11 protein-coding genes are annotated in these 14,839 nt (G+C 68.9%); 6 read left to right on the plus strand and 5 right to left on the minus strand.

The genetic code is table 11. The annotated features are described in order from the left end of the window. Window positions 1-4: 4 nt before the first annotated feature. The 3 genes from ACQUSM_RS01850 to ACQUSM_RS01860 all read right to left on the minus strand — a co-directional run bounded on the left by ACQUSM_RS01850 (window position 5) and on the right by ACQUSM_RS01860 (window position 1,486). Window positions 5-184 (minus strand): hypothetical protein, encoded by a 180-nt coding sequence (locus tag ACQUSM_RS01850; protein WP_435115181.1) that lies wholly within the window; start codon window positions 182-184, stop codon window positions 5-7. 55 nt (window positions 185-239) lie between these two features. Continuing rightward, complete coding sequence (locus ACQUSM_RS01855) at window positions 240-851, minus strand: DUF6517 family protein (RefSeq protein ID WP_435115182.1); 612 nt, start codon at window positions 849-851, stop codon at window positions 240-242. A 62-nt stretch (window positions 852-913) separates the two neighbouring features. After that, on the minus strand, window positions 914-1,486 hold the full coding sequence (locus ACQUSM_RS01860; RefSeq protein WP_435115183.1) for a DUF2391 domain-containing protein: 573 nt from the start codon (window positions 1,484-1,486) through the stop codon (window positions 914-916). Window positions 1,487-2,134: 648 nt separating this feature from the next. Here ACQUSM_RS01860 and ACQUSM_RS01865 point away from each other — a divergent pair. The 4 genes from ACQUSM_RS01865 to ACQUSM_RS01880 are packed head-to-tail and all read left to right on the plus strand — an operon-like array spanning window position 2,135 to window position 9,196. Further along, on the plus strand, window positions 2,135-4,540 hold the full coding sequence (locus ACQUSM_RS01865) for an ATP-dependent DNA helicase (protein ID WP_435115184.1): 2,406 nt from the start codon (window positions 2,135-2,137) through the stop codon (window positions 4,538-4,540). 60 nt (window positions 4,541-4,600) lie between these two features. Then, complete coding sequence (locus ACQUSM_RS01870; protein WP_435115186.1) at window positions 4,601-6,445, plus strand: S9 family peptidase; 1,845 nt, start codon at window positions 4,601-4,603, stop codon at window positions 6,443-6,445. A 53-nt stretch (window positions 6,446-6,498) separates the two neighbouring features. Next, the gene (locus ACQUSM_RS01875) at window positions 6,499-7,944 is read left to right on the plus strand and encodes a short-chain fatty acid transporter (RefSeq protein WP_435115187.1); all 1,446 of its coding nucleotides are present in this window, start codon (window positions 6,499-6,501) and stop codon (window positions 7,942-7,944) included. Window positions 7,945-7,957: 13 nt separating this feature from the next. Next, complete coding sequence (locus tag ACQUSM_RS01880) at window positions 7,958-9,196, plus strand: MFS transporter (RefSeq protein ID WP_435115188.1); 1,239 nt, start codon at window positions 7,958-7,960, stop codon at window positions 9,194-9,196. Between the two features lie 86 nt (window positions 9,197-9,282). Here ACQUSM_RS01880 and katG read toward each other — a convergent pair whose 3' ends face one another. Together katG and ACQUSM_RS01890 are read right to left on the minus strand one after the other, a co-directional pair. Beyond that, complete coding sequence (gene katG, locus ACQUSM_RS01885) at window positions 9,283-11,442, minus strand: catalase/peroxidase HPI (RefSeq protein WP_435115189.1); 2,160 nt, start codon at window positions 11,440-11,442, stop codon at window positions 9,283-9,285. Between the two features lie 630 nt (window positions 11,443-12,072). Then, on the minus strand, window positions 12,073-12,318 hold the full coding sequence (locus ACQUSM_RS01890) for a DUF7120 family protein (RefSeq protein WP_435115190.1): 246 nt from the start codon (window positions 12,316-12,318) through the stop codon (window positions 12,073-12,075). A gap of 76 nt (window positions 12,319-12,394) precedes the next feature. Here ACQUSM_RS01890 and ACQUSM_RS01895 point away from each other — a divergent pair, with 76 nt between their 5' ends. Next, window positions 12,395-13,321: an alpha/beta hydrolase gene (locus ACQUSM_RS01895; protein ID WP_435115191.1), complete on the plus strand. Its 927-nt coding sequence runs from the start codon at window positions 12,395-12,397 to the stop codon at window positions 13,319-13,321. 140 nt (window positions 13,322-13,461) lie between these two features. Continuing rightward, the gene (locus tag ACQUSM_RS01900) at window positions 13,462-14,472 is read left to right on the plus strand and encodes a Cdc6/Cdc18 family protein (RefSeq protein ID WP_435115192.1); all 1,011 of its coding nucleotides are present in this window, start codon (window positions 13,462-13,464) and stop codon (window positions 14,470-14,472) included. The last annotated feature ends 367 nt before the right edge of the window (window positions 14,473-14,839 follow it).

Below are 14,839 nucleotides of genomic sequence, written 5' to 3' on the forward strand. Positions count from 1 at the left end.
GGCGTTACTCGAACTGCTGGACGACTTCGAGGTCGCGGTCGGTCCGCATGAACTGCGCGAGCCGCCGGGTCGCGTGGCAGTCCGGGCAGCTGAGGTTCTGGTCGGACTCTGGGAGATCCGTCGGGTTCGACTCCCACTCCTTGTTACACTCCGGACACAGTAGGCGGACGAACGCTTCGACCATGCTCCGGATTGGGACCCGACGGCCGATAAAGCTTGTCGCCCCTTCGACCGCCGCCTCAGGCGGGGTGGCTCAGGTTCGACATCAGCTGGCGGATGTTCGGTCCCTCCTCGTCCTCTCGCTCCTGCGGGAAGATCCCCATCGGGACGACCACGTCGGACTCGTGGTTGAAGTTCGCGACGAGGATGAACACCGGCACCTCGTTGCCGTCGACGGTCACCGTCGCGGAGAACTTCGTCACCGTCCGGGCGCCGCCGAGCATCTCCACCTCCTCCTCGGACTCCCGGCTCACGTCGTTCATGTTGTCGAACCGCTGCTGGAAGCGCTGGACGAGTTCGCCGGCGTCGATGTTCGAGATGGGGTTGAACGACTGCCCGGCGAGTTCGACTTGCGGCGAGGTGAACGCCGCGAACACGCCGATGTCGGAGCTCCCCAGCGGGCCGAGGTCGATCTGCTTCCGGTACTCCGTCACCGTGTTCGTCACCTCGACCTCCTGTCCCGCGAACGTCCGGGTCATCGTCGGCTGTCGCTGGCCGGTCTGTTCGTACCCGGTGTCCCCGGGGTCGGTAACGGCGTACTCGGCGCTGAAACTCGTCGAACCGCTACAGCCCGCCAGCCCCGCGATCCCTGCGACTGTCAGCGCACCGACTTTCCGGCGTGATAGCTCCATACGGTTTCGTTGCCGCGAGATGGGCATAAACTTCGTGGCCGTTGTACTCGGTGGGCGACATCTCAGCTCCCGGGGAGGATGTCCCCGAGCGCGCCGCCGATCGCCATCCCGACGAAACACACCGCGGTCTGACAGACGGCGACCCAAGGCTCGGCCCAGTCGACGCGCCCCCACGTGGTCATCATGAACAGCGCCGTCAGCGCGGCGATAGTGAGCAGCCCGACGGGTCGGCGCGGGACGATGCCGAAGATCGGGTCGACGACGCGCACGTCCTGAATCTCGGCCACGTACAGCAGCCCGGTGACGATGCTGACGCCGAACACGAGCGTCGCGAGGAAGTAGAGCGGGTGGGCGGCGAGGTAGACGCCGGCCTCGAGCGTCCCGCCTTCGATCACCATCGGGATGCCGAACACGACGCTTCCGACCAGCGCCTCGGCGGCGTCGTGGCGGTCGAACCCCTTGATCACCCGGCCGAAGACGGGCGTCTCCTCGTCGATTCGTCTGGCCATCCGGATGCTCTCGCGCACCCGGGACTGGGTTTCGTGGTCCTCGTCGGCGAGCTCGAGTTCGAGCGCCTCGAGCTCGTCGAGCAGGTCGTCGACGTCAGGCTCCTCTACCGACTCGTCGGCCGCCATCCGACTCAGCACCCCCTCGCCCGGGCCCGGTCGGGCAGGCCTCGACTCGGTCCGGCAGCGTTGCTTGTCATACCCGAGTGCGCGACGGCGCCGAAGGTAAGCGTTTGGCTGACGGGCGGTTTTGACCGGTCGCACGCGACCCGTGTCGCCGCAAAAACTCGTTAGCGGAGGGTCAAAGCTCGCCGATCAGCACGTCGAACCCCTCGTCGCCGACGACGAGACCGGCTTCCCCACCGGATGCCGCCCGCACGGAAACTGTCGATCCGCGTGTACGACGGTGGTTCGGACTGGTCGGGCTCGTCGTCGATCACCCTGACCGACCTCCGGCGGCGGAGACGACGGTCCCGTGCTGCCCGGACAATAGTTTCGTGTGGGCGGAAGGAGATAGCATTCGGACGATACGTTTACGTGAGCTATAGTAAACGTTACCCACTCACGAACACCCGGCAGCGGCGGTCCTCGTCCCGACCGTGCAGCGCCGTCGAGAGACGTAGTTGGCTGACAGGCGAGGCCGCACCGGGGTGGGATCTCTCGCGCTCCCGCCTCGTCTCCCACCCGGCGGTTCTCAGGTCACACGAGGCGTGGCCCCGTCATCGCACTTGAGTGGTCGGACGAGCGTTCAAGTGCGGAGGCGCGACCACGTTCGACATGCCTAAACTGGCCGCCGCCCAGTCTCCGGTAGTGAGTTGGCGCGACCTGTTCGGCCACCCGGAGCCGTACCCCGAACAGCGCGACGGGATCGAGGCCGCCGTCGATGCTGCGGACGACGGCGGCTTCCTCGCGCTGGAGGGCGCCTGCGGGACCGGAAAGACGATGCTCGCGCTCTCTGCGGGACTGGACCGCGTGCGCGACCCCGACTCCGAGTTCGAGCGCGTGCTCGTCCTCACAAGCGTCAAGCAGCAGCTGCGCCAGTTCGAGGCCGACCTTCGAACGATCAACGAGAACCTGCCCGAGGCGTACGACCCCGTCTCCGGACTGACGCTCGTCGGAAAGGCAGACGTGTGCCCGTACGCCCGCGAGAACCGCGGCGGCGTCGACGACGAGAACGTGTACGACCGCTGTGAGGGGCTGCGCGAGCGGACGCGGAACCTCACCGCCGACGGCGGGCCGACGACCGCCGACGCGCTCGCGAGTCAGGCCCGCAGCCAGCAGGTGGGGATCGCGGACTCGGGTGGCGGCGGCGCCGACTACCTCGAAACCGCGGGCGAGCCGACGCCGTACCGCCCGGACACCGAGGAGTACGGCACCGGCACGGGGAGCACCGAGTACTGCCCGTTCTACGCGCAGTACCTCGCCGACCTCCCGGAGGACGGCGACCCCGCGGAGGCGGTGCCGTTCGACTTCACCGACCGCGGCCTGATCGACACCGAGGAGTTGGTCGGCCTCGCGGCGGGCCACGGCAGTTGTCCGCACTCGATCATGGGGGCGATTCTCGGCCACGTCGAGGTCGTGATCGGGAACTACTACCACGCGTTCGACCCGACCACGTCGGGGCAGTTCACCGGTGCGCTCGTCGACGAGTCGACGTTCGTCGTCTGTGACGAGGCACACATGCTCGAACCGCGAGTTCGGGATCTGGTGAGCGACGGCGTGGGCGACCGGACCCTTCGCGACGCGGTGTCGGAGCTGACGCGGATCCTCCAAGCCGTCGAGTTCGCAGACTCGCCGGCACAGGCAGCCGGCGAGTTCGACGACGAGAGTACGCCTTCGGCCGGGAACGACGACGCCGACCTCGTCCGCGGCGAGCTGCAGGAGAGCGACGTAAAACTGGACGAACTTCGGAATCTGCGGAATTTCTGCGAATCGTTGCGCGAGGAGCTCGACCGGCGGGTGAAAGCCCACCTCGACCGCGAGCGCCCGGGCTGGCGCGCGGAGTTGGCCGAGCTAGACGACCACGAACTGCCGCTGCGGGACCCCGAGACGCCCCAGTCCGACGAGATCACCGAGTGGGCGGAACGCGAGGGGTTCGGCGAGGCGGTCTGGGCCCGCGCGGAGGTCGTCGGCGCCGTCGTCGCGCGGATCCTGAACGAGGTCGAAGACGAGGACGCCTCGCGGGCAGTCACGACGGTGGGTCGAGTGCTGAACGCGTGGTACCGCGAGGACCACGAGTCGTTCTTCCGCGAGATCGAGCTCTCGCGCACGTGGGACGAGAGCGAGCGGCCGGACTCCTGGCGTCGGGCGTACAACGCCCGGCTCTCCCTGCATAACTGCGTCCCCAGCCGGGCGATCGGCGACCGGCTCGCGGCGTTCGGCGGCGGCGTCCTCATGAGCGCGACGCTCGAACCGCTCGACGTGTTCCGGGAGGTGACGGGGCTGAACCACCTCGAAGCGGAGGGGCGGCCGGTCACCACCCGGAGCTACGGGCTGGGGTTCCCGGAGTCGAACCGCGCCTCCTTCGCGGTCGACGCGCCGAAGTTCACCTACAGCAATCGCGGCGATCCGAACGAGGACACCGAGTGCCGCCGGATGCACGTCGATGCGGCCGCGACGGTCGCACGCTCGCCCGGGAACGTCCTCGTGGGGATGCCCAGCTACGGCGAGGCCGAGTGGATGGCCGACGCGCTCGAGAACCGCCTCGACAAGCCCGTGCTCCTCGACAGCTCCTCGACCGACGAGGTGACCGAGGAGCTGAAAGCCGAGTTCTTCGACGGGGAGCCGAAAGCCCTCGTGACGAGCATCCGCGGGACGCTGACCGAGGGCGTCGACTACCAGGGCGACCGACTCGCGGCGGCGGTCGTCTGCGGCGTCCCGATCATCAACACCGCCTCCCCGCGGACGCGGGCGGTGCGGACCGCCTACGACCGCGAGTTCGGGGATGGGTTCGAAACTGCGCTCACGGTGCCGGCGGTCCGCAAGGCCCGACAGGCGATCGGGCGCGTGATCCGCGGGCCCGAAGAGGTCGGCATCCGCGCGCTCGTCGACGCCCGCTACGCCCGCGAATCGTGGAACTCGGTCCGGGAGTACCTGCCCGAGCGCGAACGCGAGGAGTTCCAGCCCGTTTCGCCGGACATGCTGGCGTTCGGCGTCGAACGCTTCTGGGACCAGCACCGCTGAAAGGCGGCCCATACTGACTGTTCAGTCAACACTTTACCCCCGGAGTAAGACAGCGTGACTATGGCAGACGACTTCCTCGAACGCCTCGCGAGCCTTCCGAGCTTCCAGCACGCCGTCGCGTCCCCCGACGGCGATCGCGTCGCCCTCTACTACGACGTGACCGGGCGGAACGAACTCCACGTCCTCGACGTGGAGACCGGCGAACGTCGACAGATCAGCGACGGCGAGGTGCCGCGCAACGCCCGCTGGCACGTCGACTGGAGCGCCGACGGCGACTGGGTGTACTTCCACGACGACGAGGGCGGCAACGAGCAGAACGACATCTACCGGATCGGCGTCCGGGGCGACTCCGAGGGCGAGGTGGAACAGCTCACCGACCTCGACGGGCAGACCGCGCTGGTCGACGTGGCCGACGACGGCGAAACCCTCCTGCTCGGCTCGAACCGCGACGGGCAGATGAACCTCTTCGCGTACGACCTCCCCACCGGCGAGGTGTCGAAGCTGACCGACTACGACCGCGCGGCCGGCAGCGGCGGGTTCTCGCCCGGCGTCGACCGGCTGGCGTACACGACCAACGAGTCCGACGACTACAACAATCAGGACGTGTACGTCGCCGCGGCCGACGGCTCGGACCCCCGGAACCTCCACATCGGCGAGGACGGTGCGGAGGCCGGCTTCGCCGACTGGGGCCCCGACGGCGACCGACTGCTCGTCTCGGACAACACCGAGAACTTCACTCGCTGCGGCGTCTACGACCTCGCGAGCGACGAGGTGACGTGGTTCGGCGACCTGACCGCCGAGGAGAGCCCGGTCGCGTTCCTCCCCGACGGCGAGCGCTTCCTCGCACTCCGGACCCGCGACGCCGCCGTCGTGCCGCTGGTGTACGATATCGAGAGCGGCGAGGGGCGCGAACTCGACGTGCCCGAGGGCGTCGCCGCGTTCTCCGGCGCCCGCGCCCCGATCCTCGCCGGCGATCGCGTGCTCGTGAGCCACACCACCACCGACAGCCGGTCGGACCTGTTGGCCCACGATCTCGGAACGGGCGGGACGGAGACGCTGCTGGCGGCAGAGTACGGCGAGTTCGACCCCGATCGGTTCGTCCCGGCGGAGTACTTCACGTTCGAGAGCCACGACGGCCTCGAGATCGGCGCGCTGCTGTACGACTCCGGCCAGCGGCCGTCGCCGCTGGTGGTCAACCCTCACGGCGGCCCGCGCGCGGCGGACTACAAGTCGTTCGACATGTACACCCAGTTCCTGCTCTCGCGGGGGTACTCGGTGCTGAAGGTGAACTACCGCGGCTCCACGGGTCGGGGTCGGGAGTTCGTCGAGCGCCTCTACGGCGACTGGGGCGGCGGCGAGCAGGCGGACATCGCCGAGGCGGCCCGACAGGTCAGCGCCGAGGACTGGATCGACGAGGACCGGATCGTCGTGTTCGGTGGCTCCTACGGCGGCTACTCGGCGTACTGGCAGATGGTCCAGTACCCCGAACTGTACGCCGCGGGGATCGCGTGGATCGGCGTGACCGACCTCGAGGACATGTTCGAGAACACGATGCCACACTTCCGGACCGAGCTGATGGAGAAGTACCTCGGCACGCCCGAAGAGAACCCCGAGCTCTACCGGGAGCGCTCGCCGGTCACCCACGTCGAGAACCTCGCGGCGCCGCTGCTGATGGTCCACGGCGTCAACGACCGCCGCGTCCCCGTCTCGCAGGCCCGGATCTTTCGGGACGCGCTGGAGGAGGCCGGCTACGAGGAGGGGGAAGACGCCGACTATGAATACGTGGAACTCGGCGAGGAGGGCCACGCCTCCTCGGACATCGACCAGAAGATCCGGATGCTGCGCACGCTGGACGACTTCCTCAAGCGCCGGCTGCCGCAGGCGACGACGACGCCCGCGGAGTAGCGCTTTCCCCATTCCGGAGTTATTTATCCCCGCCAGCCGACCCGAATCGCTGTATGTCTTCCAGCGACAGTAACGGCAGTACGATCGAGCGCATCGGGTTCCGGATGTCCGAGATCGTCGAGCGGTGGATGCCGAGCCCGTTCGTGTTCGCCATCCTGCTCACGTACATCGTGTTCGTCGCGGGGTTGGCGACCGGCTCGGGTCCCGGGGAGCTGCTCCAGTACTGGTACGACGGGTTCTGGGCGTTCCTCGGCTTCTCGATGCAGATGGTGCTCATCCTGATGACCGGCTTCGTGATCGCCTACCACCCGCGGGTCAACAACTTACTCCAGCGGCTCGCGCGGGTGCCGGCGACCGGGGCGCAGGCCGCGGCGTTCGTCGGCCTCGTCTCGATGTCGCTGGCGTGGATCCACTGGGGGTTCAGCCTCATCATGGGTGCGATCTTCGCCCGCGAGATGGGGAAAGCCGCCCACGAGGAGGGGATCGACGCCCACTACCCGCTGCTCGCGGTCGGGGGGTACATGGGGCTGGGGCTGACGTGGCACTGGGGCCTCTCGGCGTCGGCGCCGCTGCAGCTGACCGACGCCGCCAACATCGGGGAGGGGACCGGATTCGGCTTCCTCGAGTCGACGGTTCCCGCCGCCGAGACGATCTTCCACCCCTACGCGATCTCGCTGACGCTGCTGTCGATCGCGTTCGCGACGCTGGTGCTGTACGTGCTGGCGCCCTCGGGTGAGCGCGCGAAGGGGATCACCGAGTTCGTCGACGAGGAGGAGCTGTTCGACGCGACCGGCGGCGGCGCTGCCGACGAGGAGGCCGCCTCCGCGGCGGCGGAAGCCGTCGACGAGCCGGCCGAGACCGACGGCGACCTCCCCTCCGAGCGACTCAACAACAGCCGGGTGCTGGGCGGCCTGATCGCGCTGTCGGGCGTGCTCATCCTGGCCTACCAGTTCGTCCAGAGCGGGCTCGGCGCGTTCACGCTCAACGCCGTCAACTTCGGCTTCCTGATGGCCGGGATTCTGATCTACCAGCGGCCGGCGTACTACCGCGAGCGGTTCAACGACGCCGCCGGCGCCGCCGCCGGGATCATCCTCCTGTTCCCCTTCTTCGCCGGCATTCAGGGGATCATGAGCGGCGCGGGGCTGGCGACGCTGCTCGCGGAGGCGCTGCTCAGCGTCTCGACCGCCGCGACGTACCCCGTGATCGCGTGGGTCACTGGCGCGATCGCGAACCTGTTCGTCCCCTCCGGCGGCGGCGAGTGGCTGGTCGTCGGCCCCTCGGTGCTGCAGGCCGCACAGGACCTCGGCGTTCCCTACGGGCAGGCGACGATCGCGTACGCGGTCGGCGACGCCCACACGAACCTGCTGAACCCGTTCTGGGCGCTGCCGCTGCTGGCGATCACCGGCGTCAAGGCGCGGGAGATGTTCGGCTACGCGATCGCGATGCTGCTGGCGCTGATCCCGTTCCTCGCGATCGTGCTGTACGCGGTGCCGTACTGAACACCTGTTCCCCGTGCTCCCGAGCCCTCCGTCGCGTCGCCGCCCGTACTACGGCTGGGCGGTCGTCGCGGCCTCGTTTCTGGGGACGTTCGTCGTCTTCGGCCTGAGCTACTCCTTCGGCGTCTTTCTCGACCGGATCGTCGACGCGTTCGGCGGCGCGCGCGGGCCGAGTTCGCTCGCCTTCGGCGTCCAGACGGTCGCGATCTACGTCGGTGCGAGCGGGCTGGGCGTGCTGATCGACCGCTACGGCACCCGGCGGGCCCTCGCCGTCGGCGGGCTCCTGACGGCCGGCGGGCTGGCGGCGGCCAGCCGGGCGGGCAGCCTCGCGGCGCTGATCCTGACGTACGGCGTCGTGACGGGGGTGGGACTCAGTGTCGTCTACGTCGTCGCCTACGGCACCGTCACCCGGTGGTTCGACCGGCGGCTCGGCCTCGCCGGCGGGCTCGCGTCGGCCGGGCTGGGCGTCGGGATGTTCGCCGTCGTCCCCTCCGCGGCGTCGCTGATCGCCGAACTCGGCTGGCGGGACGTGTTGCTCGTGCTGGCGGCGGCCGCCGGCGGGCTCCTCCTGCTCGCGACGCTGCTCGTCCGCGACGATCCCGGCTCCGCGGGCGTCGAACCGCCGTCCGGAGAGTTCGTCGGCGCGCCGCCGGCGCCGAACCGGGAGCCCCTGCCCGAGCAGTTCGCGGCCGTGCGCTCGATCGCGTTCACGCCGGCGTTCGGCCTGCTCGCGGCGGGCTGGGTGTCGATCTACGGCTCGCTGTACGCCGTGCTCGCTCACCTCGTCCTGTACGCGGAGGGGATCGGCCTCGACGCGAGCGTGGGCGTGTGGGCGCTGGCGACGGTCGGCCTCGTGAGCGCGCTCGGGCGTGTCGCGATCGGGCACGTCGCCGACACTGTCGGGCGGTTACGCGTGTTCGTCGCCTGCTCCGCCGTGATGGGGTTGGCGACGCTCTGGCTGGCGTTCGCGTCGTCGACCGTGGGGATCGCCGCGTTCGCGGTCGTGTTCGGACTGGCTTACGGCGGCAACGGCGCGCTGCTGTCGCCGCTGGTCGCGGCGCTGTTCGGCCGCGAGAACATCAACGCGGTGTTCGGACTGGCTTCGATGGCGTTTGCGGTGTCGGGGCTGTTCGCGCCCCCCGCCGCCGGCGCGGCCTACGACGCGCTCGGGACGTACGAGCCGGCGTTTCTCGTCGCCGGCGCGGCGACCCTCGTCGGTGCTGGCGCGGTTCGGCTGGCCGGCCAGCGCGTGTGATCGGTCCGGACGAGGCTCGGCTGTCGCCGCGGACCAGAAGCTCGGTAGCTACCTCCCGAAAAATCGAAAACCGAGAGCGGTCGGATCTACTCGAGGTCGAAGCGGTCGTTCCGCATGACCTTCGTCCACGCGTCGACGAAGTCCTCGACGAGTTCCTGCTCGCCGTCGTCGGCACCGTACACGTCGGCCGTGGCGCGCAGGCGCGCGTTGGAGCCGAAGATCAGGTCGAGGCGGGTCGCCTCGTACTCGACCTCGCCGGTGTCGCGGTCGCGGACCTCGAACACCTCGTCGTCCTCGTCGACGGACACCCACTCGTACTCCATGTCGAGCAGGACGTCGAAGAAGTCGTTGGTCAGCGTGCCGGGCTCGTCGGTGAACACGCCGCGGTCGCTGTCGCCGTAGGTCGCGCCCAGCGAACGCATCCCGCCGACCAGCGCCGTCATGTCCGGCACCGTGAGGTTGAGCAGCTCGGCCTTGTCGACCAGCCGCTCCTCGGGCGTGTCGTACATGTCGTCGTAGTCGCCGCTGCCGAGGTAGTTGCGGAACCCGTCGACCTTCGGCTCGAGGTGCTCGAAGGACTCCTCGTCGGTCTGCTCCGCGGTCGCGTCGGTGCGGCCGGGCTCGAACGGCACGTCGACGTCGTAGCCCGCGTCGGCCGCGGCCTGCTCCACGGCGACGTTGCCGGCGAGGACGATCAGGTCGGCGAGCGAGACGCGCACGTCGTCGTCACGCGAACCGTTGAACTCCTCCTGCACGCCTTCGAGCGTCTCGAGCACCGTCTCCAGCTCCTCGGGCTCGTTGACCTCCCAGCTCCGCTGGGGCTCCAGCCGGACCCGGGCGCCGTTGGCGCCGCCGCGCTTATCGCTCTCGCGGTACGTCGAGGCGGAGGCCCACGCCGTCTTGATCAGCTGGGTACGCGAGAGGTCGGTGTCGAGCACCGCCTCCTCGAGCTCGGCGACCTCTTCGTCGCCGATCAGGTCGTAGTCGGCGTCAGGAAGCGGGTCCTGCCAGACGAACGTCTCGTCGGGGACCTCGGGGCCGAGCAGTCGCTCGGGCGGGCCCATGTCGCGGTGGATCAGCTTGTACCACGCCTTCGCGAACGCCTCCTGGAACTCGTCGGGGTTCTCCTGGAAGCGCTCGAGCACCTCGCGGTAGTCGTCGTCGTGTTTCAGCGCCACGTCGGTCGTCAGCATCATCGGCTCCTCGGACTCCTCGGGGTTCTGGGCGCCGGGGGCGTCCTCAACGTCGTCGGCGTCGACCGGCGTCCACTGCCACGCGCCGCCGGGACCCTTGACCGAGGTCCACTCGTTGTCGAGCAGGTTGTCGACGTAGCCCGTGTCCCACTGCGTCGGCGTATCGTTCCAGGGGCCCTCGATCCCGCTGGTGATCATCCCCGGGATCTCGTCGAAGTCGTGGTCCCAGCCGAGCCCCTGCTCGTCGATGGGCGCTCCCTCGGGTGCGGGGCCGAGGTGGTCCTCGGGGTCGTCGGCGCCGTGGACCTTCCCGAACGTGTGGCCGCCGGCGATCAGCGCGACCGTCTCCTCGTCGTTCATCGCCATGCGGCTGAACTCCTCGCGGATGTTCGCCGCGGAGCCTTCCACGTCGGGCTCGCCGTAGGGGCCTTCGGGGTTGACGTAGATGAGCCCCATCACGGTGTTCGCGAGCGGGTCCTTGAGGTTGCCAACTTCGCCGTCCTCGAAGCGCTCGGGGGAGGTCTCCTCCCAGTTCTCCTCGGGCCCCCAGACGGTCGCCTCGTTGGACTTGAACTCGTCCTCGCGGCCGCCCGCGAAGCCGAACGTCTCGAACCCCATCGTCTCCAGCGCCACGTTCCCGGCGAGGACGATCAGGTCGCCCCACGAGAGCTTGCGACCGTACTTCAGCTTGACCGGCTGGAGCAGGCGGCGTGCCTTGTCGAGGTTGATGTTGTCCGGCCAGCTACTCTCCGGCGGGAGTCGCTGCAGGCCGCCGGAGGCGCCGGCGCGGCCGTCGGCGGTCCGGTAGGTCCCGGCGCTGTGCCAGGCCATCCGGATGAACAGCGGGCCGTAGGTGCCGTAGTCCGCGGGCCACCAGTCCTTCGAGTCCATCATCACCTGTCGGATGTCGGCTTTGACCTCCTCGAGGTCGAGCTTCTGGAACTCCTCCGCGTAGTCGAAATCCTCGTCGTACGGGCTCACGTCCCGTTCGTTCTCGTCGAGGATGTCCACGTTCAGCATCTGTGGCCACCACTCTTGGTTTGTCTTCGCCATCGTGAGAATAGTGTAGCTTCCGTGTATTAAGGTTGTCCAACTCAGGCATGGTCTTGGTGATAAGAAATGTATAACTACGCGTAGGAAGTGAGAAAATAGCTACTGCAAAAATATATTTTCCGATACGCGCAGTCTCCTTTCCGATTGGTGGGCGGCGAAGGGCCTCGTACCGCGTCCACGACCGAGTAGCCGGTGTTCTAGAGCCGTTCGAGGGCGCTGTGAGCGAGCAACGCTGATCGCCGCTGTCGGGGTCAGAACCTACGGAGATCGTAGTTCTCCCGAAACGGGGAAGCATCGGCCCCGACGGGGGGACCGACTAACTGGCGGCCTGCTAGCCCCGTTGGGTTTCCAGTTCGGTCAGTATAGCCGACAGCTAAATAATGCAGCAGCCCAATGGTCTTAACGCAGTAAGGAGGACACCAGACCGTACGCCGACGCATTCCGGCATCCCCCCCACCCCACATCCCACGGTCCGGCGTGATCTTCACGTTCGCCCGCCCCACATCGGGCGTCGTCCTCCTTGCTCGCTTCTACACTCGGGAGTTACTGCTCGGCACGTTCGGATGTTGCCGTGGTCGACCCTCGTGGCGCGACGACGCTTCGAAAAAATCCGAAAAGCGACGGCAGCGGTCAGAACGTCGGTTCGTCCTCGTTGCCCCCCTCCTGCATCGCGGGGTCCTGCTGGTCCTCGACGGTCTGGGTGAACAGGTCGCTGTCCAGCTCCTCGGTGGGCTCTTCCTCGATGTCGTAGGCGGAGACGCCGCGCTGGAGCAGGTCCTCGACGGCGCGCTCGCGGTTCAGGAACTCGCCGGATTCGACGAGTCGGTCGAGTTCGCCGGTGATGCGGTCGGGGAGATCGACTTCGATCTGGGCCATATCTGATCGTCCACGCTGGAGAGGTGTGAATTTTCCGCTCGGTGGCTATATGTCGCCGCCGGCCGAACGCCGGCACGTGCAGGCAGACGAGATCGACCCGCAAGCGAAGGCGGCACTCGACAGACGGCGGTTCTCGCTCCCCCACAGTCGGCTCGGACTGAAGCTCCTCCGTCCAGTCGCCCGGCTGGCGGGGAAGTACGGGAACTGGAACCCGCCGGCGGTCGGTTCCGTCACCGACTTCACGATCCCCGGGCCGGCCGGGAGGCTCCGCGCGCGCCGCTACCGGCCGAAGGACGAGGACGCCGTCCCGACGATCGTGTTCTTCCACGGCGGCGGATTCGTGATCGGCGGATTGGAGACCCACGACGTCCTCTGCCGGCGGCTGACACGCGAGAGCGGCTGTGCGGTGCTCTCGGTCGCCTATCGGCTCGCGCCCGAACATCCGTTCCCGGCGGCCGTCGAGGACGCGTACGCGGCGACGGAGTGGGCCGCCGACAACCCCGACCGCCTCGGCGGCGCACAGGGCCTCGCGGTCGCGGGCGACAGCGCGGGCGCGACGCTCGCGGCCGTCGTCGCGCTGATGGCCGCCGAGCGTGACGGGCCGGAGCTGGCCCATCAGGCACTCATCTACCCCGCGGCAGGCGTCGAGGAGGAGCAGGAGTCGGTCCGGGAGAACGCGGGGATCGTGCTGACCGAGGGCGACTTGCGGTTCTTCGAGCAGTGTTACTACGGCAGCGAGGTTCACCGGCGCAACCCCTACGCCGACCCCGCACGGGCCGACGATCTCTCGGGCGTCGCGCCCGCGACGGTGGTCACCGCGGGGTTCGACCCCCTCCGCGACGCCGGCAAGGGGTACGCCGAGCAGTTGCTCGCCGACGGCGTCGACGTGCGCTACGAGAACTACCCCGCACAAGTCCACGGGTTCGCGACGATGGAGATCGACGCCGCCGAGACGGTCGCCTCCCGCGTCGGACGTGATCTCGGCGACGCGCTGCGGGCGTAGCGCCGACGCCTCGAAGCGCGGCGTCGTTCGACCGAATAAACTGTATACAGAGATATAGAGTAGCGCCACAGTTCCGAACGGAACCGACCGGAACGACAGGGGGGTCACTTATGCCGCCGTCGGCCCACTGCTGCGGGTAGATGCTGCGAGACGGGACGGTCTTCGAGGACGAGCATCTCCCCCGGGAGATCGTCGGGCGCAACAGCCAGATGAACGAGGTGACCGACGCGCTCGCGCCCGTCGAGCACGGCGCACGCGCCGAGAACTGCTTCCTGTTCGGCCCCAGCGGCGCCGGCAAGACCACCGTCGCCCGCGCCGCCGTCCGGGAGCTCCGCCGCGAGGTGCTCGACGTGCCGACCGCCTACGTCAACTGCTGGACGGACTACACCCGGCGCAGCGTGCTCGAACGCGCGGCGAACGCGCTCGTCGACGCCGCGGTTCCGAAGAACGCGGCGACCCGCGACCTGATCGACGCGCTCCAGACCGGCCTCGACGGGCCGAGCGTCGTCGTGCTCGACGAGGTCGACCAGCTTCAGGAGCCGAACACGCTGTACGACCTCCACTCGGTGCCCGGGCTCGCGTGGATCTGTATCGCGAACCGCGAGGTGGACCTGCTCGCGCGGCTCGACGAGCGCGTCCACTCCCGCGTCTCCGTGGGCTACCGCGTGCAGTTCGACCGCTACACCGTCGAGACGATCACGGAGATCCTCGACCGCCGGGCCGCACAGGGGCTGGAAGCCGGCGCCGTCGAGCGTGAGACCCTGCAGCGCATCGCCGAGCGCGTCGACGGCGACGCCCGGCAGGCGATCACCGCGCTCCGCGTAGCCGCCCGCAAGAGCGAGCGGGAGGGGCTGTCGGCGATCCCGGCCCGGCTCGTCGAGGACGCCGTCTTCGACGCCGAGGCCGAGGTCAGGCGGAAGACGATCTCGAAGCTCAACGATCACCAGCGCGTGCTGTACGAGTGTATCGAGGAACACGGTCCGCTGATCCAGAAGGAGCTGTACGAGCGGTACGAGCAGGCTCACGCCGACCCGATCACACTCCGCGCGCTGCGGAAGAGCCACCTGCCGAAGCTGGAACACTACAACCTGATCGAGACCGAGCGCGACGCCCGTGGGAAGCGCTACCGGCTCGCCGCGCGGGACGGCTGAGGCGCCGATTCACGGGGGCGGCTCGATCCCGCCGGCGTCGATACTCGGTCCGATTCACCGCCCGCGGAGCTCCGTCTCGGCGGTCCAGCCCCAGCGCGTGGAGCGCGGCGACGACCGCGCCCGCGGCGAGCCAGATCGCTGCCTCGGCCTCGACGAGGCCGGCGTGCCAGCTCACGTAGAGCGCGATCCACAGCAGCGCGCCCGTGGTGATCGCGCTCCGCGAACCGTTCGCGGCCGTGCCGAGCAGCCGACCCAGCCCGCGTGGCGAATCGATCCCGAACAGCCGCGCGAGTGTTCGGAACACCGGAGGGAGGCGCCTCCGACCCTCCGACTCGGTTCCTTGCACGGAGAGGGAGCGCGCCCGCGT

It is taken from the genome of Halolamina sp. C58 (assembly GCF_051195095.1).
Taxonomy (GTDB): domain Archaea; phylum Halobacteriota; class Halobacteria; order Halobacteriales; family Haloferacaceae; genus Halolamina.